Here is a 25,259-nt window from a genome sequence, read left to right as displayed (position 1 = left end):
GGCCGCATCCAGGGCCCGTGGACATTCATGCGGGTTCGCTGGGCCCGGCGTGTGCCGCGCACGGCCGTGACGCCGGTGCGCTTTGATCGGTGCGAACGCGCCCACCGGGCGGCGGGCCCGGCCGAAGAGCCGCCCGCCGGGCCGGGGCGCGGGACGACCGGGCAACAGGCAGTCCAGGGAGCGTGCGAGATCACCGGCGAAGAGTCCCCCGTACCCCACTGGCTGTTCGGCGACCAATTGGGCCCGCACTTCCTCGATCCGGCGCGGGGCGGCCCGCACCGGGACGCGCCCCTGCTGATGATCGAGTCCAGGAGCGTCTTCCGGCGGCGGCGATTTCACCGGGCCAAGGCGCATCTGGTGCTCTCGGCGATGCGGCACCGGGCCGCCGAACTGGGCAGCCGGGTGCGGTACGTCAAGGCGGACACGTACCGTGAGGGCCTGCGGGAAGCGGTGGGGGACGCCCGGGTGACCGTGCGCCACCCCACCTCCCACGCGGCCCTCGCTCTCGTACGCGACCTGCCCTCCGTGCAGGTGCTGCCCGCACGCGGGTTCCTCGTGACGCACGACGAGTTCCGCTCCTGGGCGGACGGCCGCGGCACGAAGAGCCTTCGCCAGGAGGACTTCTACCGGTGGGTCCGGCAGACGCACGATGTCCTCATGGAGGGCGACCGCCCGGCCGGCGGGCGGTGGAACCTGGACCACGACAACCGGCAGCCACCGCCGCGCGGTGCCACCTCCCTCGGGGTCCCCGCCCCCTACCGGCCCCGCGAGAGCGACATCGACGCCGAGGTCCGTGCCGACCTCGACCGGTGGGAGCGCGACGGCGACGTCGCGTTCGTCGGCGAGGACGCACCTCGCGCCTTCCCGGCCACCCGCCGTGAGGCACTCGCCGCCCTGACCCGCTTCCTGGAACACCGGCTCGCCACCTTCGGCGCACATGAGGACGCCGTGCTCTCCCAGGACTCGACGATGAGCCACAGTCTGCTCTCCGCCCCCCTCAACCTGGGCCTCCTCGATCCCGGAGAGTGTGTCGAACGGGCCGAGGCGCGCTGGCGGTCGGGAGAGGCGCCGCTCAACAGCGTCGAGGGTTTCGTCCGGCAGATCGCAGGGTGGCGCGAGTACGTCTGGCACGTCTACTGGTACTTCGAGGAGCAGTACCGCGCGAGCAACGTTCTGCGCCACCACGGAGCCCTTCCCGGATGGTTCAGCGACCTGTCTCCCGGAGCGGACGGTGCCCACTGCCTCTCCAGCACCCTGGATCAGGTCCGCTCGACGGGCTGGACCCACCACATCCCGCGTCTGATGATTCTGGGGAGCTTCGCGCTGCAGCGCGGATGGGAACCGGGGGCGGTCACCGACTGGTTCCACCGGAGCTTCGTCGACGGCTACGACTGGGTCATGGTCCCGAATGTGGTGGGCATGTCGCAGTACGCCGACGGCGGCCGCATGACCACCAAGCCGTACACCTCGGGTGGTGCGTACATCGACCGGATGAGCGATTTCTGCGGCTCCTGTCGGTACAGGCCGACCGTGCGGGTGGGCGAGGAGGCCTGTCCGTTCACCGCCGGGTACTGGAACCTTTTGCACCGCCATCGTGAGCGGTTCGAGCGCAACGCCCGGATGGCGCAGGCGGTGCGGGGCCTGGACCGGCTGAGCGACCTCGACGCGCTGCTGGAGCAGGAACGCGAGCGCCGCGACTGACGGAGAAACGGAAGGCTGTCGAACGACGACCGCCCATCCGTCCGACGACCCCCTCACCGGGGGCGTCGGGACGACCGGACTACGATCCCGGGGCTGCTGCTCGGGCCGCTTTGGCACGGTACGAGCTGGGGCTCATGCCCTTGTGGCGTTTGAACGCTGCGCTGAAGCCGAAGGCTTCCGCACAGCCGGCTGACCTGCTGATCTGGGCGATGCTGAGGTCGGTGTCGGCCAGCAGGGTCCGGGCCTCGTCCATGCGGTACTCGGTGAGCCCATCGCTGCTGGCGTTCAAGGCCAAGTTCCAGACGTCCCACCGGCCGCTGTACATGTGCTATCCGGACCCGGTGCAACTGCCCGCGATCGGAAACGCCATCGGGGAGGCGTACATGCCCCACACCAGCCCGAGCCAGATGCTGCGGCTGAGCCGAGGGCTCCTCGGTACGAGATCCCCCGTATCCCCCGTGCGACCGGGCACGGGCGCGGGCGCGGGCGGCGAGGACCTGAGAAACCGGGCACGAGCCGTGCCGGGGGCCGAGGGAACTGCTGCCGCGAGCTGCAACGTGTCCGGCAGCTGCCCCACGAGACGGCTTCTCTCACTCTCCGGTGCCCTACCCGGCCCCCCCGCACCCGTCCGTCGGTGCCGCGGTCAACGCGTCTCCACGTCTGTTTCATCCGCGGCCGGCTTCCGGTACGAGGAACTCCGTTCGCACGCACACAGGCTCCGCAGAGACCATCGGAACACTCCACCAGTCGCGCTGCAACGCCTGTGTGACGACGGGTCAGTTGGACGACCGCATGTGCCAGTGCAGCCGTGTCCATGCGCTGCAACGAGATCCGTACAGGCATGCGGAGCGCCTCACTGAGGGCACCGGTCGCCGTCTGGTGCTTTCTCCACGGGAGACCGTCGATTTCGCGAGCGGGCAGGACCGCGTGACATCGGCACAGTGCCGAGGCGTCCGGGTATCCGTGGTTCCCGCCCCGCCCCGGCTCGCGGCTCGATGGAGAGGAACCTCCAGACGGTTCGCATGCCCCTGGTCACATGCCCCCAGACGATGGTGCGGCCGGCCAGGCGTCGAGATGTCATAAACCAGTCCAGCTCCCGGGGTGGGGGCCCGGGGAGCAGAGCAGTGGCCGTCGAGTCGTACGCGAACACGTCGTACGCGAGCACGAGGAACTCGGCGCATCTGTGCCTGGATCTCTTGCCCGGTGAGACCGGCGAACCCTCCGTCCCCGACGCCCCCGCACGGTCCGGCAGGGTTGCCGATGACTGCCCGGCCAAAGCCGATCACGCCCGTCGTTGCCCCTCCGCGGAGATCATCTTCTGTCCGCGAGGAGCCGGTGCGCTCGACTCGGGAAGCAGACCGCCGATACCGGTCGGGCCCACGACGGCTGCTGTGCAGAGTTTCAGCCACGCAAGCGGAGCCGGACTCTCCGCCACCTTGATCAGATGTGAAACTGCCGTACTTTCGGTGCAGTTGATGTCCGCATGGGCAGGACCCGTCAGACCGGGAAGGTGAGATGCAGTGGCTGAAGCCGAAGATGAGCACTGGATCGTGCGAGGCAAGTGCCGGACGGTCGGCCCGGACGAGTTGTTCGTCGAAGGCGCCGCCCAGAACCGGGCGAAGGCATTCTGCTCCGGATGCCCGGTACACGCGACATGCCTCGCACACGCCCTGGACAACCGGATCGAGCATGGCATCTGGGGCGGTATGACGGAACGCGAAAGGCGGGCCTTGTTGCGCCGCCGCCCACTGGTGACCTCCTGGCGAAGGCTCCTCGAAACCGCGCGTGCCGAATACGAGCGAAGTGCCGACGCCGGTGAAAGCACGACGGACGAGCGGACCCACTTGATCACCAGCGAGCCGATGCGGTGGTCCGCATGAGTTGCCCGCTCCAGGCCGTCGGGGTGGCCTGGAGCTCTGGTCGAGGAACGTCGTACGGACGACGGCGGGGCGGCGACCGGGCCAAGGTCCAGGACCCTCCAGGTGCAGGGGGATCCCGGGAGAGCCGACAGGGAAGACGCCGCCGTGCCCTTCATGAGCGATGACCGGCGGCCCTGATGCGTACCGACCGGCGCCTGAGTGGAAGACCAGGTCACCAGGCAGCGAGCTCTGCACGGGGGCGGCCAGGGCCCGGCGGTTGAGCAGATCGCTGAGATCGCCGAATCCGGGCTTCGGACCGGACAGTCGGGTGTACGGAGAGGGAGTGAGGGGCGCGGCAAACGATCTCCGAACCCGAGCCGACGCCGGGGTCTGCCCGACCCACTCCCCAAGGCCGCGCATCGAGGTGGCGCCTGTCCTGGCTGACAGGCCGCCACGCAAGCAAGCACCTGAACGAACGCCAACCAGGCATGTCCCGCACCCTCCCGCCCTGCGGCAGAGGCTGCCCGAAGTAGTTGCGTACGCCGGCTCTTGCGTGTAATCGCGGGGGCGTGCAGGAGCACGAACGCCTCTGATGTATCCCTGCTGGCTCCGCGTCATCGACGTGCAGCGCCTTCTCCCGGTGCCGGCGGCGGTTGCCTGTCCTGGTCGCCGGTGCCCACCGTTGAGCAGACGGCGAAGCGTGGAACGCCCCCCACCTCAGCAGTTGCAGACTTCCGTCGCTTCCGTCCCTTGCCCGCGCACGCGGCCATGCGGGCGTGGCACCCCAGCCACCGCCGCATGGGCCTGCGGGCGAAGGCGGGCGAGGCCACTGCACCTTCTCCAGCAGCACGACAGCGGCCCGGCGTCCAGGTCTCCGCGGCCCCACAGCCTTTCAGACACACGGAACACGCCTTGGCGCGCCGGTCACCTGGGGTGTGACAGTACGGCACCCTGGGCGCGTCGCGGTCAGAGTAGGGGAGCGCACCGACGGCACAGGCGGTACCGCAGACCACCGCGCGGACCAGTTCGCTCGCGCAGCCACGCCTCTGTCTCCACCTGGTCCAGGACACGTACCTGAGTCGACCACCCGGAGGTGTCGCCGTCGTGGGCGAAGCGACCCAACGCCCCATCCGGCACCGGCGAACCGGCTCGCATCGGCGCGAGGGCTGCCGTGATCTCGTTGCATGACACCGTGTGAAGAACCTGTTTGTCTGCCACGGTGGCGTGTCGGTACCGCTCAGGCTGATCAAGGCGAGGCAGCTGGGCAAGGGACTGTTCACGAACTGCCCGGAACTGCTCGGCCGCTGCCGCGCATTCCGTGCATGCCGGGGCGCATGCCGACTCCGTGTCAGTTGCGGCTGCATGCGCAGCGTGCGCTGCCGGTTCCGCTCGCGGCCGAGGCACTGCACTCCTGGCAGCAGCCAGACGTGCGGCCGCGTCGGCTCGCCGTAGCGCCTCACCTGCCGCTCGCCGCGCTACCGTCATACGCCCTTTGCGTCCCACTCACTGCTCCTTCGCGTGCTGCCCGTCTCGAAGGATTTCTGCCGGGGCGGTCGACGCCGTCGCGTACGGCGTCCTTGTCGTACAACGGTGCTGTGGGCCGACGCGTTGCGGGCTGGTCCCGTGAACTCCCCGCACATCGCCCGGACGGCCGTCAGGGCGACGCGTTCGCCCTCCGGCGTGAGGGTGCCAAAAGTCCCCGGGCCGCCACTTCTTCGGACCCGGGGACTTCTGATGGAGTAGCGCTGCGGGAAGCACCAGCATCCCCAACGACAAAACAGGCGTGCAGGAAACGGCCCCGTTCGTCACCGCAGTCGCGCAAGGAAGCCATGCACGGCAGCAGCTGTGCCTCCAGGCGTGGGGCGCGACACGGCGGGCGGGCCGGGGTGCTGCCGGCTCCCACAGGGCCGGACGAAGCCACCGACCACCTGTTCTCGAGCGGTCCCCTCCACGGCCACATCGGCTGGTGAACCTCCGAGCGCTGCGAGGCGGGCGAGCAGCAGCAGGCCGATCGCGGCGCAGTCCCGGCAGGTCGTGGGGACTCCCGCTGGAAGACCGTCTCCTGCTCGTTGCGGCCTACTGGCACACGAACCTGACGCTGCGCCAACTCGCTCCGCTCTCTGGAGTCTCGAAGTCGGCGGCCGGCGGCGGGGGTGGGAGAGATCTCGTAGGCGCCGACGGAGGCGATGTTCACGAAGTGCCCGCAGCCCTGAAGTCGACCTGGGGTGACGTTCCGGCCGTCGCGGGAGACGGTGGGTTCAAGGATGGTGACGTCCAGGCACGTGTGGCAGACGACGGACCCGGACCGCGCAGAGCCCGGGGCCGTCGAGTACGCGTGTCTCAGCGCGTATGTGCCGTTCAACTCACGCAGTACTGCTGTTCCTTGCCGATCGACCGGTACATGCAGTCCGAGTTTTCCAGCAGTTGCAGCACCGCGTCGCGGTTCCTCGACGTCTCCCGTTCGATGACCTCGTCGGGCGGGTAGAAGCCGCCGCTGCCCGCGGACTTCGGGTACATCTCGAAGGTGTAGCTGAAGATTTTCTGGTTGCCCCACAGCCAGTCGTCGATCGTGCCGTCCGTGATGTAGAGGTCACTGGACTGCTCGGGCGTGTAGCCGTTGCTCGCGGCCATCTTCCTTCCGACGGCGGCGTGCGCGTCGCGGTCGTCCTGGGTCAGGCCGGGGGCCGTGTCGTTGTACGTGTAGCCGTACGGCCACAGCACCAGTTCGCTGTACGTGTGGAAGTCGATCGCGGCCTTGATCTGCTGCTTGCCGCCGACGACGCGGCTGCGCACGAAGTCGGCGACGACCTTCACCTCGGGCGCCGACTCGGCGGCCGTACCCCGGTAGGTCTCGGAGCCGGGGGTGCCCGAAGAGCCGCCGCAGCAGCCCCACTTGTAGCCCCAGTTGCGGTTCAGGTCGGTGCCGGTGCGGCCGTTCGAGTTGGGCTGCCGGTTCAACCGCCAACTGCGGTAGGAGCCGGTCGCGATGTCGTACTCGCCGCCGTCCGGGTTCATGTCGGGGACGATCCAGATCTCGCGGGAGTCCACCATCTTCTTGACGCGCGCGTCGGAGCCGTAGCCCGCGCCGAGTTCGCGCAGGAGGTACAACGCCATCTCGACCGTCAGGTGTTCGCGGGCGTGCTGGTGGTGGGTGAAGAGGACTTCCGGCTCGGCCTCGTCGGTGCCGACGTTGTCGCTGATCTTGATGGCGACGATGTCCCTGCCGGAGTACGACTTGCCGATGACCTTCTTCGTCATCAGGCTCGGGTACGCCGCGATGCGCTGGTCGATCTCCGCGTTCATCTCGGCGTAGTTGTGGTACCTCGCGTCGGCGGGCGGGAAGTCCTTGGGCTCGATCGCGTGGCCGTCCGTACGCTTCGGGGGTCCTGCCAGGGCCTTGAGCGTGTAGCCCAACTTCCGCAGTTCCGCGGCTTCCCGAAGGTCGGCTGAAACGACCACCGCGCGGGCGTCGACCTCGTCGATGGCGACGCCGGTGCGGGCGAGCGCGGTGCGGGCCGCGCGGTCGTCGCGGAGCGGGATCTCGTACTGGCGTATCTCGTCGCTGTCCGTGGTGGTCGCCTTCCGGGGGGCCTGGTCTGCCGGGCCCGGTGAGGCGTTGGCGGTGAGGGGTGCCGCCACGGCGAGCGCGAGAAGTGCCGCAAGCGCGGCGGATCTTCTGCCGCGTATCCGAAGTCGCATGAAGTCTCCTCGGGGGTGGGGGGTGGGCTTGATGCGGTGCGTGCGGTGCGTGCGGTGCGGGCTCATCATCGAAGGGGTGACATGCCCCGGTCAATGCAGTGTTTGGCCAAACCCCGGTGCACCGTGCTGACCGGCACGACGGCCACGTCCGCCCCCTTGCGCCCCGTCTGCCGTCGCGCCTTCTGCAGGGTGTTGCACAAGACTGTGAGCTGGGCATCTCTCAGGCAGTGGGTGCGGTGCTGAGGGCCGAGGGCGGCCCGCCCGGCGGTCTCGTGGAGCTCGGCCTGGTCGAGGTGCCTCAGATCGATGAGATGCAGGTGCTTGTCGCCGAGCAGGTCGCAGACCCGCTCGCCGCACCAGGCCGGCGCCTCGGGGGTACGGCCCTGCCCGTCCTTCGGTCGTCGTACGCGGCAACGTGATGGCGTCCCCCCCCCATTCCAACTGGGGAAGACGCGCTATGGCCACCCACAGCCCGGGGAGACCCTCTCCGACGACCTCACCAACCTGGATATCCAAGAAGCCTTCGGCGCCCGCCAGGACGCTCGCAGGACCGCCGAAGAAGCCCGACACGAGCAAGAGGAGCAACAGCGCCAACAGAAGCGCGCGCTGGAACGTGCGCGGCTGGAAACGCTCCGATGGGCCTGCCCGTCCTGCAAGCGGCACGTCTACCCGGACAAGCCTGGCCACCGGCGACTACTGCGCGTCCTGCACCCGCAAGGGCGGGTCGCGGAGAGAGGCGGCGTCGGCCCACGCTCGTGAGGACCGGGAACTACTTCGGGAAGGGAGTCTCTTCAGTACCGATGGTCCCGCACGGTCCGGAGGAAGGAGGGCGGGGAGCCCCGGGTGCGAGGAACTGCCCACGGCCCGGGAGACGGTGCGGGCCGTGTTCCGCATCTTGGACTGGCGGCCCCGGCAGCGCAGGGGGCTCGCCCACCGGGGTCAGGGAAGACCCGCGACCAGTACCGGGTGAGGGGCATGGGGCAGCGGGCCGTGTCTGCGTACGGGCGGGATCGCCACGCGGTCCTGAGTACCGGTCGGGAAAGGGGCGTTGGCCCGAACCCGTCGGGCGGCCGTCTCGCGTCTTCGGGGTGGCCCCGGGAGCGTCAGGCGCGGGTGCTCACTGGGACCATGCCTCTATATCCCGCATCGGGGGGAGGACGGCACACAGGGGACGGGGCGTCAGGACACCTGGGGCCAGGGCACCTGGGGTGGGGTGTGCACGGTGACAGTGAGGTCGAGCCGGGTGCCGGTCTGGGTGGTGAGGGTGCCGCGGAAGAGTGTCACAGCGGTGCTGTCCGTGGCAGGGTGGCCTTGACCAGGAAGGTGCCGGGTGCGGTGCCCGCGGCGAGCGGGGGTGCGGTGGCGGTGCCGTCCGGTGCGGTGGTCACGGTGGTTTCGGTGGCGTTGCCCGGGAAGCGGACTCCTGTGGGCCCGTTGAGGGTGAAGAGGACGCGGGGCGCGGTCGTGCGCACCTGCAGCCGCCGGAACAGTACCTCGCCGGTGTAGCCGGTCACCGTGTCGGTACCGATCCGGGTCAGGGTGTGCGACGTGGGATCCGGCGCTGGTTCAGGGCGGGGTTTCAGGTCCGGTGTGGTCGGTGTGGTCGGTGTGGTCGGTGTGGTCGGTGTGGTCGGTGTGGTCGGTGTGGTCGGTGTGGGCTTCGGGGCCGGCTCATGTGCCGGGGCAGGCGGGGGCACGGCGCCCGTGCCTTGGGTCTGCGGTGCCCGCCTTGTTGAGGGGGAATCCGGTGGGAAAGGTTCAGGCCCAGGGCTGGGTCGACCTGATGGACGAGCCGGGCTGGGAGCCGCTGCGCAACCGCCACCTCCTGCTGGAGCGCGGCGGCGACATGCTCGTGTCCGCCGGAGTGGACGACGTCACCGCCGAGTTCTGCGGCCTCCCCGGACACCGTGCCCACCTGGCCGGAGCCCTGAACGGCGCGGACCCGGACCTTCCCGTCCTGCTCCTGGCCCACCAGCCCGCGTTCGTCGGCGAGGCGGCGGGTGGCGTCTACTTCCAGCTCTCCGGCCACACCCGCGGCGGCCAGATCTGGCCCTTCCACCACCTGGTCCGCCTCGACCAGCCCGCCCTCGCGGGACTCACCCGCCACGGCGTCCGCACCTTCCTCTGCGCCAGCCGCGGCACCGGCTTCTGGGGCCTGCCCTTCCGCGTCTTCGCGTCCAGCGAGATCACCCTGCTGGTGCTTCGCTCCCCGCGGGCGAAGCAGTGTCCCCGCACAGGGCACCCCTGACTTCCGGCCGCCGGGCAGGCCGATGACCCGTGCGTCGGCCGACCGTCCATTCCGCCGTTGTACGACAGTTGTTTGTCAATTGTGTGAACAGGTGCGCGAGCCTCGGAGGGCACGGCCGGGGCGGGGGCGCGCACCGGTCCCGGCCCGCTCCGGCCGTGCGCCCGGTACCAACTGCCCGCCGTTGCCGGGTGTTTCCTCCCCGCGAGGAAACACTTGCGGGCCGCCGCCGGCGGGTAGGGAAACTGGAACGACATCTTCCAGGGCCCTTGCGGCCCGTGCACGCCGGAAATGTGGCGGTTGTTGGCTGTAACCTCCGCGGCGATCTTCTCGTCTCCCTTCCTGGCGTGACGGCCAGGACGTACACGCTGGAGCGGACCGGGGGCGCGCTCCACCGCGATCGGATGGACCAGTGGGGAAGGAAGACAGGACTGATGGGGGAAGAGAGCATCCGGTTCGCCGTGCTCGGCGCGGTAAGGGTCGTGCGGGAGGGCAGCGTCCTGACCACCGGATCGCCACAGCAGCAGGCGCTGCTGGTGGCGCTTCTCCTGCGGGCCGGCCGCGCCCTGCCCGCACACGAGCTGCTCGCTTCGATCTGGGGCGAGGACGCACCGGAGTCCGCCCTGTCGAGCCTGCGCACCCACGCCTGGCGGCTGCGCCGGATCGTGGAGGAGGACCGGTCCGCGCCCAAGGTGCTCGTCTCGCTGCGCGACGGCTACCAGCTGCTGGTGCCGCCCCGGTCGGTGGACGCGCTGTACGCCGAGGAGCTTGCCGCGGACGCCGCCCGCGCACGGGCCGCCGGGCGCGAGGCGGACTGCGGCAGGCTGCTCGCCGAGGCCCTCGCCCTGTGGAACGGCGAGCCGCTGGCCGGAGTGCCGGGTCCGTTCGCGGAGCAGCAGCGCTCCCGGCTGGCCGCACTGCGGCTCGCGCTGATGGAGGAGCGCTTTGAGCACGACCTCAGGGAGGGGCGGCACGCCCTCGTCATCCCGGACCTCATCGGCTTCACCCACGAGCACCCGCTCCAGGAGCGACCGTACGGATTCCTGATGCGGGCGCTGTACGCGATGGGGCGCCAGGGCGACGCGCTCGGGGTGTTCGGCCGCGCCCGGCGCGTACTGGCCGAGGAACTCGGCGTCGACCCCGGGCCCGAACTGAACGCCCTCCACGAGCGGATCCTCGCCAACGACCCCCTCCTGATGGCACACGTCACGGAAGGCCGGGACCCCGCGCAGGGCGCCCCGGAGGCGGGGGCCGGCGCCGGAGCCCCGGCCGGGCAGGAGAAGGCCGCGGGGCCCTCGGAGAAGGCGCCCGCCGCGACCAGACCCGCCCAGCTGCCCGCCGACATCCCCGACTTCACCGGCCGCGAGAGCCAGGTCCTGGCCCTCCACCGGGCCCTCACCGACGCGGCCCGCCCCTCCCTCGCCCTGGTGTCCGTCACCGGCATGGGCGGCATCGGCAAAAGCACCCTCGCCCTCCAGGTCGCACACCAGGCCAAACCGGAGTTCCCCGGCGGCCAGCTCTACGCCGACCTGCGGGGCAACGGTCTGGAGCCCGCCGACCCCGGAGTGGTCCTGGGCAGCTTCCTCACCGCGCTGGGCGTCTCCGGACAGGCCCTGCCGGCCTCCACGGAGGACCGGGCGCTTCTCTTCCGCACCACCCTCGACGGCCGCCGCATCCTGGTCCTCCTGGACAACGCCCGCGACCCCGCACAGATCCGGCCGCTACTGCCGGGCTCCGCCGACTGTGGCGTCATCGTCACCAGCCGCGCGATGCTCGCCGGGCTCTCCACCACCGTCCGGGGCGACCTCGACGTGTTCGACACCGGAGAGTCGATCGCCCTGCTGCGGGCGATCGTCGGCGCGGCCCGCGTCGACGAGGAACCCGAGGATGCCGCCGAACTGGTCGCCCTGTGCGGGCACCTCCCGCTCGCCGTGCGGATCGTGGCGGCCCGGCTCGCGGCCCGGCCGCGCTGGCGGGTGGCGACGATGACCGCGCGGCTCGCCGACGAGCGGCTGCGCATCGGCGAGCTGCGGGCGGGCGACCTGGCCGTCGCGGCCGTCTTCGAACTCGGCTACCGGCAGCTCACCCGGGCCCAGGCACGCGCCTTCCGGCTGCTCGCCCCGGTGACCCGGCAGGGCATCGGCACCGGCGCGGCGGCGGCGGCCCTCGGCATGGACGCGTACGACGCCGAGCAGCTGCTGGAGGAGCTGGTCGACGCGGCCATGCTCCAGGCACCGCTGCCCGGCCACTACCGCTACCACGACCTGGTGCGCTCCTTCGCACTCCAGCTCGCCGGATCGGGGGAGGCGGGGGCGGCCGTGCCGGGGGAGCCCGGAACCGGCGAGTGCGGCGACGACGGGAGCGCCGCACTGGGGCGGCTCCTGGACTTCCTGCTGGACGGGGCCCGTGCGGCCTTCCAGCTGATGGTGCCGGGCGACCCCGTCGGCGCGATCCTCGGCGGCAGCCCGGGGACCGGGCCCCGGTTCGACACGCTCGCGCAGGCCCGTGCCTGGGTGGCCGAGGAGTTCGACTGTGCCGTCAACGCCGCGGCCCTGGCGGCCCGTACGGGCCCGGAGGGCGACCGGGGGACGCTGCGCGCCGCGGCCGACCTGCTGGTCGCGCTCAGCCCGTTCGGGCAGGACATCCCGTACCTGCAACTGGCCATGACCGCGCGGAAGGTGGCCGACGCGGCGGCGGCGTGCCGCGACGACCAGGCCGAGGCACGCGCGCGGTTCGTATGCGGCAACGCGGCACTCCAGCACACCCGCCTCACCGAGGCCGAGATGCACACCCGGCTGGCCACCGAGGCCAGCACGCGGGCGGGCGACGAGGTCGTCCTGCGGCAGATCCTCAACGACCGGGGTCTGATCGCTCAGTGGCAGCGGCGCTTCTCCGACGCGGCGGAGTTCTACGAACGTGCGCTGGAGATCGCCTGCCGCCTCGGGCACCGCTCCGGTGAACTCACCACCGAACTCAACGCCGCCCAGGCCCGGCTGCGCAGCGGCTGGCCCGACGACGCGCTGGCCGTGTGCGAGAGGGCCCTGGAGCGGCTGCGCGGCGGCCAGGACCCGCACGTCACGTCGTACGCCTGGTACGTCCACGGCATGGCGCTGCACGAACTGGGGCGGCACGCGGACGCCGTCGTCAGCTACACGGCCTGCCTGGAGGTCTGCGCGGCGGCCCGGCTGCGGGGCCGCGAGACGCAGGCCAGGTTCCGGCTCTCCGACAGCCTGCGGGACCTGGGACGCCACGACGAGGCGCTGGCGGAGGCGGGGCGGGCGCTGGCGCTGAGCGAGGAGCTGGGCTCGCAGCGGGAGCGCGGGCACTGCCTGCTGGCGTTGGCGCGTGCGCTGGCCGAGACCGGCGACACGGCGGCGGCGCTGTCCAGGGCCCGGCAGGCCCGCGACATGTTCGCCCTGCTCGGGCTGCCCGACGTGGAGCAGGCCGAGGAACTGGCGGGCTTGCTGGAGGAGCCGGTGGCCGCGCGCGGCTGACCGGGCGGGCAGGGCGGGGGAAGGGACGGCCGGGGCGGGACGGGGGAGCCCCGGCCGAGCGGGGGGAGCCGGGGCCGGTCCATGAGGGCCGGGGGCTCGACGGAGCTGCTGCGGAGGGAGGTTCAGCCCCTTCCGCGCCGAGGGAGCTCAGCCCTGGCTGTTCCACTCGTTCGGCTTCTTCGGGCCGTTCGCGAGGGCGGTCGCGGTGTGCTCGGAAGAAGCGGTCTCCTGCGGGGCGGCGGCCACGGAGTACAGCGAGGCGGCGGCGCAGAGCGCGGTGACGAGGACGGCGGCCTTGCGCAGGATCTGGGTCTTGAGGGATCGCTTCATGGGATTTCCGTCCGCTTCGTGAGTGGGTGCTGGCTGCGTTGGGGGTGAGCCGGTGGGCCCAGTGTGTGACCGGCGGCTCGGGAACGAGATTCCTCCGGTCCGCTCTACGTCGGATATACGCGTGATCGCCGACCCCTCTTCCGAGGTGCGCGGAACCGTTGATCTTTCGTATATGTGCCCCGCGCAGCATGGGTGCAGTGCGGTGGACGGCAATTCAGCCGGTGCCTCCCGCCGGACCCGACCAGGTCCGTGCGGACGCCGCACGGCCCGGCTCCGGCCGGTCAGACCCCGTACCGGCCCGGCCCCGGCCGCCCAGACCCCGCACCGTACTCCCAGCAGCTGTCCCCGAACCGCCACACGACGGCCCCGGGCCAGCGGAGGTTGCCATGACCGACCCCCTGTCTCCTTCGAACGCGCACCCCTCCTCTGCCACGCACCCGGCCGACCTCAGCTTCGAACTGCTGGGCGAGGTCCGGGGCTGGCGAGACGGTGTCGAACTCCCGCTCGGCGCACCCCGCCAACGGGCACTGCTCGCCGTCCTGCTGCTGCGCTCCGGTTCCCCCGTGGGCCGCGACCACCTGATCGACGGCATCTGGGGCGACACCACCGTGCTGGACGGCGCCAACCTGGTGCAGGCGTACGTCTCCAAGCTGCGCAAGCTCTTCGAGCCCGACCGGGCGCCGCGCACCGCCGGCGGCGTCCTCGCCAGGGTCGGCGGCTCCTACCGGCTCTCCCTCGCGCCCCAGCAGTGCGACCTCGGCCGGTTCGAGCAGTCGGTCGCCGACGCGCGGGCGCTGCGGACCGCCGGGCAGCCCGACGCCGCCGAACGGACCCTGGCCGCCGCCCTGTCGTGCTGGCCGGGCCCCGCTCTCACCGGCGTGAGCGGTCCGCTGCTCGACGTGGAGCGCACCCGGCTCGCCGAGCTGCGGCTCGCGGTCGTCGAGGAGCACGCCGAACTCGCCCTGGAACTCGGCGGGCACGCCCGGCTGGTGCCGCACCTGCACGTCCTCACTGCCGAACACCCCTACCGGGAACGGCTCTGGGCGCTGCTGATGGCCGCGCTCTACCGGGGCAGCCGCCAGGCCGACGCGCTGGCCGCCTACCAGCGGGCCCGGCACGCGCTGAAGGAGAACCTCGGTCTGCTGCCCGGCCCCGAGCTGCGCGGCGTCGAGGAGGCGATCCTCGCCCGCCGTCCCGACCCGTTCGCCCGCGCCGCCGACCGGGACCGGGCCGCGGCTCCGGCGTGGGCTCCGGACCCGGCCGACGTCGCGGCCGGGTCCGGAGCGCCGGTGCCGGACCGGCCCCGGCTGACACTGGTCGGCGGGGGCCCGCTCGCCGTGCCCCCGGCACCCGCAGCCCCGGGCCCCTGGAGCACGCGGGCGACCCGACTGGCCCGCTGAGCCCCGCAACCCACCCTCCTCACCCTCCCCTTCCTCCTGCTTCGGCCGCTCCACCGCCGTGCGCCATGCCTTCGGGCCCGTGCGCGGCGGTGTCCGCCATGGCCGGAACTTCCGTCGACACAAGGAAGCGCCACCCCATGACAGTCCAGACCGACACGGCCGCGCCGGACGATCCCCGTCCGGACCCCGAACCGGCGGCCCAGGCCCCGGCCGAGACCCCCGCCGAGCCCTCCGCCGACGAGGAACGGCCCGCGCCCGCGCCCCCCACCCGGCGCCGCCGCCTGCGCCGGATCCTCGTGCGCACGGCGGTCGGCCTGACCGCACTGGTGCTGCTGGCCGTCGGCGGCGTCTCCGGCTACGCCTACTGGACCGTCCAGCGGGCGCTGCCGGAGCTCTCCGGCACCGTCGGTCTGCCCGGCCTCCAGGGCGAGGCGCGGATCGTGCGCGACGCGTCCGGCATCCCGCAGATCTACGCCGACTCCGCGCACGACCTGTTCCTGGCCCAGGGATACGCCATGGCCCAGGAGCGGTTCTGGCAGATGGACACCCAGCGTCACGTCACCTCGGGCAGGCTCGCCGAGATGTTCGGCCCCAGCCAGGTGCAGACCGACAAGGTGGCGCGCACCTTCGGCTGGTACCGGGTGGCCGAGCAGGAGGTGAAGATGCTGAAGCCCGAGACCCGGGCCTACCTCACGGCCTTCTCCGCCGGGGTCAACGCCTACCTCGAACAGCACGAGGGCGCCGAGCTGTCCGTGGAGTACCCGGTGCTCGGCTTCGTCTCCGGCGACTACCGGCCCGAGCCGTGGACCCCGGCCGACTCGGTGTCCTGGCTGAAGACGATGGCCTGGAACCTCAACACCGGCATGATCGACCAGTTCCAGCAGGCGATGCTGGCGGCCAAGCTGCCCGCCGGCGCGGTCGACGACCTTTTCCCCGGCTACGACTACGCGCGCTGGTCGCCGATCGTCCCGGACGGCGACCCCGCCGCCGGAACGGCGAACCCGGCCACCCCGGCCACCCCCGCCTCGGCCTCCGCCCCCGTCGCCCCGCCCGCCGTTCCCGCCGGGGCCTCCGCCGCGCTGGCCGACAGCGCGAAGGTGCGCGAGGTGCTGGCCGCCGTCCTCGGCCCGCAGGGCATCGGCATCGGCTCCAACTCCTGGGTGGTCTCGGGCAGCCGCACCACCACGGGCAAGCCGCTCCTGGAGAACGACCCGCACCTGACGCCCTCGCTGCCGGGCGTCTGGTACCAGGTCGGCCTGCACTGCAACCGGGTCGGGCCCGCCTGCCCCTACGACGTCACCGGGTTCACCTTCGCGGGCATGCCGGGCGTCGTCGTCGGCCACAACGGCAAGATCTCCTGGGGCGTCACCGACCTCGGCGCCGCCGATTCCGACCTCTTCGTGGAGAAGGTGCGCGGTGACACGTACGAACACGAGGGCGAGCAGAAGCCGCTGACGGTGCGCCGGGAGCGGATCAAGGTGGCGGGCGGCCCCGCCGTCGACCTGACCGTCCGCTCCACCGGCCACGGCCCGCTGATCTCTGACGTGCTCAAGTCGGCCGACGAGGTGGCCGAGCGGGGCAAGGTGCCCGGCGTCCCGCCGCGCGGCCCGGGGGAGGACTACGCCGTCGCCATGCAGTGGACCGCGCTCGACCCGGCCCCCACCCTGGACGCCCTCTTCGCCCTCAACAGGGCCGGGAACTGGGACGAGTTCCGGGCGGCGGCGAAGGTCTTCGCCTCGCCGGTGCAGAACATGATCTACGCGGACACCGCCGGGAACATCGGCTACCAGACCCCCGGCCGGATACCCGTGCGCAAGGCGGGCGACGGCCGCCGTCCGGTGCCGGGCTGGACCGGGGCGTACGACTGGACCGGCTACCTGCCCTTCGAGAAGCTGCCCACCCGCTTCAATCCGCCCGAGGGATACATCGTCACCGCCAACAACGCGGTCGTCGGCCCGAAGTACCCGTATCTGATCGGCAGCAACTGGGGCACCGGCTACCGCAGTCAGCGCATCGCCCACCTCATCGAGAGCGGCGGCAAGCTGGACGTCGCGGCGATGGAGCGGATCAGTCAGGACAGCTGGAACGGCAACGCCGCCAACCTGGTGCCGCGGCTGCTGCGCACCGAGGTCGGCGAGAACGCCGAGCAGGCCAGGGAACTCCTGCGCGGCTGGGACTTCGGCCAGGGCGTCGACTCGGCCCCCGCCGCCTACTTCAACACCGTCTGGCGCACGCTTTTGAAGAACGCGTTCACCGACCGGCTGTCCCGGGCGGGCGTCAAGGAGTACGCCTACCCGGACGGCGGCGGACGCTGGTTCGACGTGGTGCGCGCTCTGCTGGACGAACCGGACAGCGTCTGGTGGACCAGCGCCACCGACCCCAAGGTGCGCGGCCGGGACGCGATGCTGCGGCAGGCGATGGAGCAGGCAGCCGACGAACTGCGCGGACGCCTCGGCGAGGACCCCCGCGCCTGGCGCTGGGGAGCCCTGCACACCCTCACCCTGGAGAACCCGACCCTCGGCACGGCCGGACCCGCACCGCTGAAGTGGCTGCTCAACGCCGACCCGGTCGAGGTCGGCGGCGGCACCGACTCCGTACTGGCCAACGGCTGGAACCCGCAGGAGGGCTTCGAGGTGATCTGGGTGCCGTCGATGCGGATGGTGGTGGACATGGCCGACGTCGAACGCTCCCGCTGGATCAACCTGACCGGTGCGTCCGGGCACGCCGGTGCGGACACCTACACCGACCAGATCCGGCCCTGGGCGGACGGCGGCAGTCTGCCCTGGCCGTACGGGAAGGCCGCGGTGGACGCGGCGGCCCGCGACCGGTTGCGGCTCACTCCCTGAGCCCGGACGTTCAGCCGTCCTTCAGCGGGACGTCAGCCGGGCCCCGGACCGGCACAGGAGGGCCGTCGGCGGTGTCACCGCCGACGGCCCGTCGTGCGTCAGCGGCGCGGCAGCGGGACACCGGCCCGGCGTCCGGGCGTGCACAGAGCGCCTCCCGACGGCGCGCAGGACCGCGTCGGACGATCCGCAGGGCCGCGCCAGAGGGCGTACGGAACGGCACCGGACGGCGCGCAGCGCGGCACCCACCGGCCGTCAGCGGAGCGCAACCGCGCGGCAGGGACCGGTCGCCAGCATGGTCACCGACAGTCGCCCCGGGCGTCCTGCCACGGGGCCGGAGATCGGAGAGACATGCGCTGGGAGCAGGTGTACCTGGCCGGTACGGGAGTCTGGCTGGCCGACCGCGCGGACACCGCGGCGGCGGTCGCGGCCGGTGCCTACGACGCCGGGGAGCACGCCGTCAACCGGATCCGCTCGGTCAGTTCGGCCGCGGCCGAGGGGCCGGACGACCTGTCCGCCCCGGAGATGGCGGTCCGCGCGGCCCGCACGGCACTGCACCGCTCCGGCCGGGCCGCCGAGCGGGTCACCACGGTGTTCCACAGCTATCTGTGGTTCCAGGGGGCCGAGTTGTGGCCCGCCGCCTCCTACGTCGCCCAGCACGCGGTCGGTCCCGCCGTCCCCGCCTTCGACCTGCTGCAGCAGTGCAACGCGGGCCTGGCCGGACTGGAGCTGGCGGCCCGCCACCTGCGCGCGGCCGAGTCCGCGGACCGCCCCGAGGCGGTCCTGCTGACCACGGGCGACCGCTTCGCACCGCCCGCCTTCGACCGCTGGCGGGCCGAACGCGGCATGGTCTACGGCGACGGCGGCACCGCCCTGGTGCTGAGCACGTCCCCCCAGGGGGCCACGGGCCGCCTGCTGGCCACCGCGACCCGGGTGGACAACTCCCTGGAGGGCCTGGCCCGGGGCACCGGTTTCCGCACCGGCCCCGACGAGGAGAGCAGGCCGGTCGACCTCGGGGCGCGGACCGAGGAGTACTTCCGCGCGCAGCGCAACATGCGGGCCGCGACCCTGCGTACCGCCGAAGTGGCGGCCGAGTCGATCCGGGCCGCGCTCGCCGACGCGGACACCTCGATGGAGGGCATCGCCCGGGTGGTGCTCAACGCCACCGGCCACCAGCGGCTGACCTGGCAGCTGGAGAAGCAGCTGGGCGTCGAGGAGAAGCTGTCCAACTGGGACTTCTGCCGCGAGGTGGGCCACCTGGGCGCGGGGGACCACTTCGCCGGACTCAACGAACTCCTGGAGACCGGCGAGGTCGAGCCGGGCGACCGGGTGCTGCTGGTCGGCGGCGGCACCGGCTACAGCTGCACCAGCGCGGTCGTCGAGATCACCGGTACCTCGGACGGCTGGGCATGAGCGCGGCGGTCCGGGCGGAGCCGGAGGGGGACGGCACGCGGCGCGTGCCCGCGGGGGAGGGCGTCGGACGGACGCCGGTCCCGCGGCAGGGGGCGGAGGTCTCCGGGCAGGGCGACCGTGTTCGACGTCCCGGTGCGGAGAACGGGGGGACGGCCGTCGGCGCGTCCTGCGTCGGCGCGGACGGCAGTGCGCCCGTCTCCGGGCCGGGTGGTGGGGCGCCGGTGTCCGTGGCGGGAGGAGCGGGAGCCGGTCAGGAGACGGGGAGCGGTCCGTTCGTCACGGACCTGCTCGACGCCGCCGCCGTCGCGTGGCCCGACTCCGTCGCCGTCCGGGACGAGGGCGGGGCCTGGAGTCACGCCGGACTCGCCGACGCCAGCAGGGCGGTGGCCGGACGGCTGCGGCGGGCCGGGGTCGGGCCCGGGGACCGGGTCGTGCTGCGGCTCGGCAATCGGCGGGAGTTCGTCGCGCTGTACTACGGAGTCCTGCGCGCCGGAGCCGTTGTCGTACCCCTCAACCCGGAGATGAAGCCCTTCGTGCTGCGCGGGGTGCTCGCGGACGCCGCACCCGCGCTCGTGGTGCTGGATCCGGCCGAACCGGAGGCCGTCCGGGACGTCGTCGCGGGATGCGGCGCCCGTGCGGTCGCGCCCGCCGAACTCCTGGCGGGCGGGGCGAGCGGGTACGTCCCCGGGCCGGTGCCCCGCAGCGCCGACGCGGTCGCCCAGCTGATCTACACCTCCGGCAGCACCTCCGCCCCCAAGGGCGTCGTCTGCACCCACCGCCAGGTGGTGTTCGCCGCCCGCGCCATCGCCCGACGGCTCGGGTACGGACCCGGTGACGTGGTGCTCGCGGCGCTGCCGCTCTCCTTCGACTACGGCCTCTACCAGTTGCTGCTGGCCGCGATCGGCGGCTGCGAGGTGGTGCTCGCGGACGCCTCCGCACCGGTGCGCGTGCTGAGCCTGCTGCGCGAACACCGGGCCACCGTGGTGCCGGTGGTGCCCTCGCTGGCCGAGATGCTGTGCCGGCTGGCCGCGCGCGGCACGCCGCCCGCGCACGTCCGGCTCTTCACCAGCACCGGCGCGGCGCTGCCCGGCCCGGCCATCGACGCGCTGCGCACCCGGTTCCCCGGTGCGGCCGTGGTCGCCATGTACGGCATCACCGAGTGCAAGCGGGTCACCGTCGCCGCGCCGGACGCCGACCGCGACCGCCCCGGGGCCGTCGGGCTGCCCCTGGACGGCACCACCGTCGCGGTCCTCGACGCCCGGGGCCGCGTGCTCGGGCCGGGCCAGGTCGGCGAGATCGTCGTCGGCGGCCCGCACGTGATGTCCGGGTACTGGAACGCGCCGGGGCAGACCGCCGCCCGCTACCGCCCCGACCCGGCAGCCCCCGGCCGCACCAGGCTGCACACCGGCGACCACGGCCACCTGGACGCGGACGGCCACCTGTACGTCGGCGGACGCGTCGACGACCAGTTCAAGCGGCGCGGCGTGCGGATGAGCACCCCCGAGATCGAGGCCGCCGCCCTGGACGTGCCCGGTGTGCGGACCGCCGCCGCGCTGCCCCCGAGGGACGGCCTCGACCTGCGCCTCGTCGTCACCGGCGAGCGCGATCTGACGGAGCGTCAGGTACTGGACGGGCTGGCGCTGCGGCTGGAGGCGGCGAAGGTGCCCGCCCGCTGCCGGATCGTCGACCGGCTGCCACTCACCCCCAACGGCAAGACCGACAAGAAGGCACTGGACACCGATGAGCACTGACACCCGCGGCCCGACCGGCCGGACCCCGGCGCCGCCCACGCCCCCGGGCGACGGCCCGCCCGCCGACGACCTGCTCGCCGCCGAGCTGGTGCGCGGGCACGGCAGCCCGCTGTACGTGTACGACCTCACCCGGGTCGAACGCGCCGCCGACGACCTGCGCGCCGCCCTCCCCCGGGGCTCCCGCCTCTACTACTCCCTCAAGGCCAATCCGCACCCCGAGCTGGTGCGCACCCTGCGCCTCGCCGGGTGCCGCCCGGAGATCTGCTCCACCGGCGAACTCGCCGCCGCGCTCGCCGCGGGCTTCGACGGCGCGGACTGCCTCTACGGCGGCCCGGGGAAGACCGCCCAGGAGCTGCGCGAGGCGCTGGCCGCCGGGGTGCGCACCTTCTCCGTCGAGTCGCCAGCGGACCTGCGCCGGGTCGGCGCCGAGGCCGTGGCCCACGGGGTGACCGTGCGCTGTCTGCTCCGCGTCAACGGCAGCGGGGCGGGAGCGGGCGTCGGCCTGCGGATGACCGGCGGCCCCTCGCAGTTCGGCCACGACATCGCGGACGGCCTGCCCTCCCTCGACGAACTCACCGTCGAGGGAACGGAGCTGTGGGGCCTGCACTTCTTCCCGCTGACCAACGCCGCCGACCCGCAGGGACTGCTCGAGGAAGCCGTCGCCTCGATCCGGACCGCCGCCGCCCTGGAGGCCCACTGGGGCCGACCGCTGCGGATGCTCGACCTCGGCGGCGGCTTCGCCTGCCCGTACGCGGCACCGGGGGAGCGGCCGCGCTACGACACGCTGCGCGCCCCCCTGGAGGCCGCGCTCGACGCGCACCTGCCGGGCTGGCGTCAGCGGCTGGAACCCGCCTTCGAGTCCGGCCGCTACCTGGTCGGCGACAGCGGACGGCTGATCTGCACCGTCACCGAGGTCAAGGAGAGCCGGGGCACCGTCTACGGCGTGCTGGACAGCGGGATCAACCACCTCGGCGGCCTCTCGGGGGTGGGGCGGCTGCCCTCGCTGCGCGCGGAACCGCTGCGCCTCACGGCCCGGGGGCCCGCCGCGGACCCGGGTCCCGGCGGGACCCGCCGGGTGGCGCTGGTCGGCCCGCTGTGCACCCCCGCCGACGTCATCAGCCGGGCCACCGAGGCCGTGCCGCCGCACCCCGGCGACCTGCTCGCCGTCCCCAACGTCGGCGCGTACGGCGCGACCGCGAGCCTCCTCGGCTTCCTCGGCCGCCCGGCCCCCGCCGAGATCACCGTCCGGGACGGCCGGGTGGTCAGCGCCGACCGGCTGGCTCTCGTACGCACCCCACTGACCGTCCCACCCACCCCGCGACCCCACCGGTCGCCCCGCGAGGAGCTGAACACCGTGACCACAGAACACCGCCCGGCCGAACGGTACGAGAACGTCCTGGCCGAACTGCTTCCCCGGCTCGCCGAGGAGCGCCCGCTGCCCGCCGGCCGCGGGCTGCGGGACGCCGGACTGGACTCGATGGCCGTCGTCGAACTGCTCGTACGGCTGGAGGAGGCGTACGACATCGCCATTCCCGACGACGAGTTGGGGCCCGAGGCGTTCGAGACCGTCGGCAGCCTCTGGGAGGTCGTGGCCCGGCGGCTCGACCCGGCCGCCCCGCACTGACCGGTCGACGCACCCCACCACTGAGAGAAAGGGCTGGCACCCGTGCCGGTATCACTGAACTTCGACACAGACACAGACATCCGTACGGATACGGCGGCCCCGGACCTGGTGCTCACCCCGGCCGAGACCGCCGCCGTCGAAGGCGTCGCCGCCCGGCTTGGCGACCGGCCCGAAGGGGCCCTCGTCGACGACCCCGCCTGGGTGGCGTCGGCCCGTGACCGGTGGGAGGAACTGCCCGTCGGACTGCGTCGGACCCTGCGCCGGTTCCGCCGCGACCCCGGCCCCGGCGGCGCGCTGCTGGTGCGCGGACTGCCGATCGGCGGCCCCGCGCTCGGCGGCACCCCGCTGGCCGAGGGGTCGGTGCAGCGCACCGCCGCCATACCCGCGGCACTCCTGGTGCTCGCCGCGTGCGGGCTCGGCGACCCCGCCGCCTTCCGCCCCGAGAAGACCGGCGCGCTCGTGCAGGACGTCGTCCCGGTGCCGGGACGCGAGGAGTTCCAGGGCAACGCGGGCTCCGTGCTGCTCACCTTCCACAACGAGAACGCCTTCCACCCGCACCGGCCGGACTTCGTCATGCTGCTGTGCCTGCGCGCCGACCCCGACGGGGTGGCCGGGCTGCGCACCTCCTGCGTGCGCGAGGTGCTGCCGCTGCTGGACCCGGACACCCGGGCAGTGCTGCACCTGCCGGAGTTCCGCACCGCGCCGCCGCCGTCGTTCGGCGCCGCCGAAGGACCCGCCGAGCCGCACCCCGTGCTCACCGGCGCGTTCGAGGACCCCGACCTGCGGGTGGACATGGCCGCCACCGAACCCCTCACCGAGCGGGCCGCCGCCGCGCTCGCCGCACTCGGGAACCTCTTCGAACGCACCGCCAGGACCATCCGGCTGGAGCCCGGCGACCTCGCCGTTGTCGACAACCGGATCACCGTGCACGGGCGCACCGCGTTCAGCCCGCGCTTCGACGGCACCGACCGGTGGCTCCAGCGCACCTTCGTCCTCGCCGACCTGCGCCGCTCGCGCGCCCACCGCGAGGGCGACGGCTACGTGCTGGCCGACCCGGCCCCGTACCGCGCCTGACCCCACCACCCCCGCAGCCTGGCCGGTGCGCCCCTCCCGGGCCCGCACCGGCCAGGCTGCGCCGTCTCGCCCACCGCCCCGGCCGCACCGGGACGTTCCCGTCCCGGCCGTCCACCGAACGGAGCCACCCGTGACCACCGCCCTCTCCCCGGCCCACACCGCCGCCGGGCCCGCACCCGCCGAGGACCCGGCCCGCGCGCCCGGCGTCGGCGGCCCCAGCCTGGCCGCCGCGCGGCCCGACCCGGCCGACCTGGACCCCCGCCGCGCGCTGCGCGAACTCGCCCACTGGCGGGCCGGGACCCGGGAGGCCGCGTGCTTCCCGTACGACGCGGTCCTCGGCCACTACCGGACCGTCGGCAAGAACGCCGTCGGCGCGGAACTGCTGAGCGCCCTGCGCGCCGTCGCCGCCGAAGCCGCCCCCGTCCCCGCCGGACCGGCCGCGCGGCTGCTCGCCGACTGGCTGCCGCAGGTCGTGGACGGCACCCACGGCGACTACGACAGCTACCTGGGCAGCCCCGTGTACGCCTCGCTGGCCCGGACCGGCACCCCCACCGCGCAGGTGCTCGCCGCCCTGCTCGGCGACCTGGTGGCCGTCGAGGCCGCCACCCTGGCCGGGGCGCCGGACGGGCGGGCCCGTACCCGTGCCGCGCTGCGTGTCCTGGCGGCGACGGCGCAGGGAGGGGCGGCGGCCGTCCCCCCGAACGGCGCGGACGACCCGGCCGCACTGGCCGAAGCCTGCACCCGGGCGGTCCGAGCCGCGCGCGAGGCAGTGCCGGACGGGGTGCTCCGGGCGGTGGAGCTGACGCTGACGCCGACCACCAGGAGCCACGACGAGCTGATGTTCATCCGCGTCATCCAGATCTTCGAAGCCGTCTTCGCGGCCGTCGCCCGGTCCGTCGGGGCCGCCACCGACGCCGTGGCCGCGGGCCGGGGAGAGGCGGCGCGGGAAGCGCTGGAGGGTGCGCGACGGCACGTGGCGTGGACGTCCGGGGTGTTCCGGGTGCTGACCACCATGCCCAAGGACGCCTTCGCGGTGATCCGGGCCAACACCGACGGCCGCAGCGCCGTCCAGTCCACGGCGTACCGGACGGTCGAGACGACCTCCCCCGAGCTGCACCGGGCCCTGTTGCGCAGCGAGGTCGAGGCCGGTGAACTCACTCCCGTCATGCGGGAGTTGGACGACGCATGGGGGGCGATGAAGCGCACCCACTGGGGCATCACGATGAAGGTGATCGGCGCGGTCCGGGGCACCGGCGGCACTGCGGGCGCCTCCTACCTCCGCGAGGCCGCCGAGGCCCGGCTGTTTCCCGCCCTCGGCTGAGTGGGCTTCAGCCCGCGTTCAGTGAGCGGTCAGTCGCCCGTCGGCGGCCCCCCGGCCCGGCGCAGGCGGACCCCCCGCGAACCGCCGGACGCACGTCCGCGACCGCCCAGCCGGGCCGCAGGCCGGGCCAAGGGTGCCGTCAGGGCGCAGCGACAGCATCGAAGACACCACGGCGGGCCCCCTCGGCCCGACCGGGCGGCGGCACGAACCCGCCGTCGGCCCGACCACCATCCACCCGGAACCGAATCGGAGCGCAGCGATGAGCAGCAGCGAGGACACCACCGTCTACCAGGTCGTCGTCAACGACGAGGAGCAGTACTCGATCTGGCCCGCCGACCGCGAACTTCCCGCGGGCTGGCGCGCCGAGGGCCCCCGGGCCGAGAAGGCCGAGTGCCTGGCCCACATCGACGAGGTGTGGACCGACATGAGGCCGCTCAGTCTGCGCGTGGCCATGGAGAGGCAGGCCGCCGAGGCCACGCCGGCCGCCGCGGGCTGAGCGGGCGCG

General features: G+C 73.2%; 15 protein-coding genes and 3 pseudogenes. 14 read left to right on the top strand and 4 right to left on the bottom strand.

What is annotated here, in order from left to right; all coding sequences use genetic code 11:
* The first annotated feature begins 27 nt into the window (after positions 1-27).
* The gene (locus tag IE269_RS38005; protein ID WP_438817658.1) at positions 28-1,701 is read left to right on the top strand and encodes a cryptochrome/photolyase family protein; all 1,674 of its coding nucleotides are present in this window, start codon (positions 28-30) and stop codon (positions 1,699-1,701) included.
* A gap of 79 nt (positions 1,702-1,780) precedes the next feature.
* Here IE269_RS38005 and IE269_RS38000 read toward each other — a convergent pair.
* Positions 1,781-1,969, bottom strand: a pseudogene (locus tag IE269_RS38000) (helix-turn-helix domain-containing protein); the annotation flags it as partial.
* A 1,252-nt stretch (positions 1,970-3,221) separates the two neighbouring features.
* On the opposite strand from IE269_RS38000, the gene IE269_RS37995 reads away from it, so the two are divergent.
* Positions 3,222-3,581: a WhiB family transcriptional regulator gene (locus tag IE269_RS37995; RefSeq protein ID WP_308437004.1), complete on the top strand. Its 360-nt coding sequence runs from the start codon at positions 3,222-3,224 to the stop codon at positions 3,579-3,581.
* A gap of 1,945 nt (positions 3,582-5,526) precedes the next feature.
* A pseudogene (locus tag IE269_RS37990) lies at positions 5,527-5,703 on the top strand (transposase family protein); the annotation flags it as partial.
* Between the two features lie 215 nt (positions 5,704-5,918).
* Here the strand turns inward: IE269_RS37990 and IE269_RS37985 are convergent.
* Positions 5,919-7,259, bottom strand: a complete 1,341-nt coding sequence (locus tag IE269_RS37985; protein ID WP_189827886.1) for a M14 family metallopeptidase — start codon at positions 7,257-7,259, stop codon at positions 5,919-5,921.
* A 236-nt stretch (positions 7,260-7,495) separates the two neighbouring features.
* Between IE269_RS37985 and IE269_RS37980 the strand changes: the two genes are divergently transcribed.
* Complete coding sequence (locus IE269_RS37980) at positions 7,496-7,678, top strand: hypothetical protein (RefSeq protein ID WP_189827885.1); 183 nt, start codon at positions 7,496-7,498, stop codon at positions 7,676-7,678.
* Between the two features lie 861 nt (positions 7,679-8,539).
* Here IE269_RS37980 and IE269_RS37975 read toward each other — a convergent pair.
* Positions 8,540-8,773, bottom strand: a complete 234-nt coding sequence (locus tag IE269_RS37975; RefSeq protein WP_189827884.1) for a hypothetical protein — start codon at positions 8,771-8,773, stop codon at positions 8,540-8,542.
* Positions 8,774-9,018: 245 nt separating this feature from the next.
* Between IE269_RS37975 and IE269_RS37970 the strand changes: the two are divergent.
* Positions 9,019-9,507: pseudogene (locus IE269_RS37970) on the top strand (metallophosphoesterase); the annotation flags it as partial.
* A gap of 431 nt (positions 9,508-9,938) precedes the next feature.
* Positions 9,939-12,998: an AfsR/SARP family transcriptional regulator gene (locus IE269_RS37965; protein ID WP_189827883.1), complete on the top strand. Its 3,060-nt coding sequence runs from the start codon at positions 9,939-9,941 to the stop codon at positions 12,996-12,998.
* Between the two features lie 147 nt (positions 12,999-13,145).
* Here the strand turns inward: IE269_RS37965 and IE269_RS37960 are convergent, their stop codons facing one another.
* Positions 13,146-13,328 (bottom strand): hypothetical protein, encoded by a 183-nt coding sequence (locus tag IE269_RS37960; RefSeq protein WP_189827882.1) that lies wholly within the window; start codon positions 13,326-13,328, stop codon positions 13,146-13,148.
* Positions 13,329-13,714: 386 nt separating this feature from the next.
* Between IE269_RS37960 and IE269_RS37955 the strand changes: the two genes are divergently transcribed.
* The 8 genes from IE269_RS37955 (at position 13,715) to IE269_RS37920 (ending at position 25,250) form a co-directional block, all read left to right on the top strand.
* A complete protein-coding gene (locus tag IE269_RS37955; protein ID WP_189827881.1) occupies positions 13,715-14,728 on the top strand; it encodes an AfsR/SARP family transcriptional regulator in 1,014 nt (337 codons plus the stop codon).
* Between the two features lie 137 nt (positions 14,729-14,865).
* Complete coding sequence (locus IE269_RS37950) at positions 14,866-17,574, top strand: penicillin acylase family protein (protein WP_189827880.1); 2,709 nt, start codon at positions 14,866-14,868, stop codon at positions 17,572-17,574.
* A 348-nt stretch (positions 17,575-17,922) separates the two neighbouring features.
* On the top strand, positions 17,923-18,984 hold the full coding sequence (locus IE269_RS37945; RefSeq protein ID WP_189827879.1) for a ketoacyl-ACP synthase III family protein: 1,062 nt from the start codon (positions 17,923-17,925) through the stop codon (positions 18,982-18,984).
* Positions 18,981-20,735, top strand: a complete 1,755-nt coding sequence (locus IE269_RS37940) for a class I adenylate-forming enzyme family protein (protein ID WP_189827878.1) — start codon at positions 18,981-18,983, stop codon at positions 20,733-20,735. Before IE269_RS37945 ends, IE269_RS37940 begins: the two co-directional genes overlap by 4 nt.
* Positions 20,725-22,359, top strand: a complete 1,635-nt coding sequence (locus IE269_RS37935) for a phosphopantetheine-binding protein (protein WP_189827877.1) — start codon at positions 20,725-20,727, stop codon at positions 22,357-22,359. The genes IE269_RS37940 and IE269_RS37935 overlap by 11 nt, the downstream gene beginning before the upstream one ends.
* Positions 22,360-22,401: 42 nt before the next feature.
* A complete protein-coding gene (locus IE269_RS37930; RefSeq protein WP_438817657.1) occupies positions 22,402-23,433 on the top strand; it encodes a TauD/TfdA family dioxygenase in 1,032 nt (343 codons plus the stop codon).
* Between the two features lie 130 nt (positions 23,434-23,563).
* Positions 23,564-24,754, top strand: a complete 1,191-nt coding sequence (locus tag IE269_RS37925; protein ID WP_189827876.1) for a tryptophan 2,3-dioxygenase — start codon at positions 23,564-23,566, stop codon at positions 24,752-24,754.
* Between the two features lie 259 nt (positions 24,755-25,013).
* A complete protein-coding gene (locus IE269_RS37920; RefSeq protein ID WP_189827875.1) occupies positions 25,014-25,250 on the top strand; it encodes an MbtH family protein in 237 nt (78 codons plus the stop codon).
* Positions 25,251-25,259 lie beyond the last annotated feature (9 nt).

It is taken from the genome of Streptomyces spiroverticillatus (assembly GCA_014650415.1).
GTDB classification, from domain to species: domain Bacteria; phylum Actinomycetota; class Actinomycetes; order Streptomycetales; family Streptomycetaceae; genus Streptomyces; species Streptomyces spiroverticillatus.
This window is presented reverse-complemented; position numbering and strand designations above follow the sequence as displayed.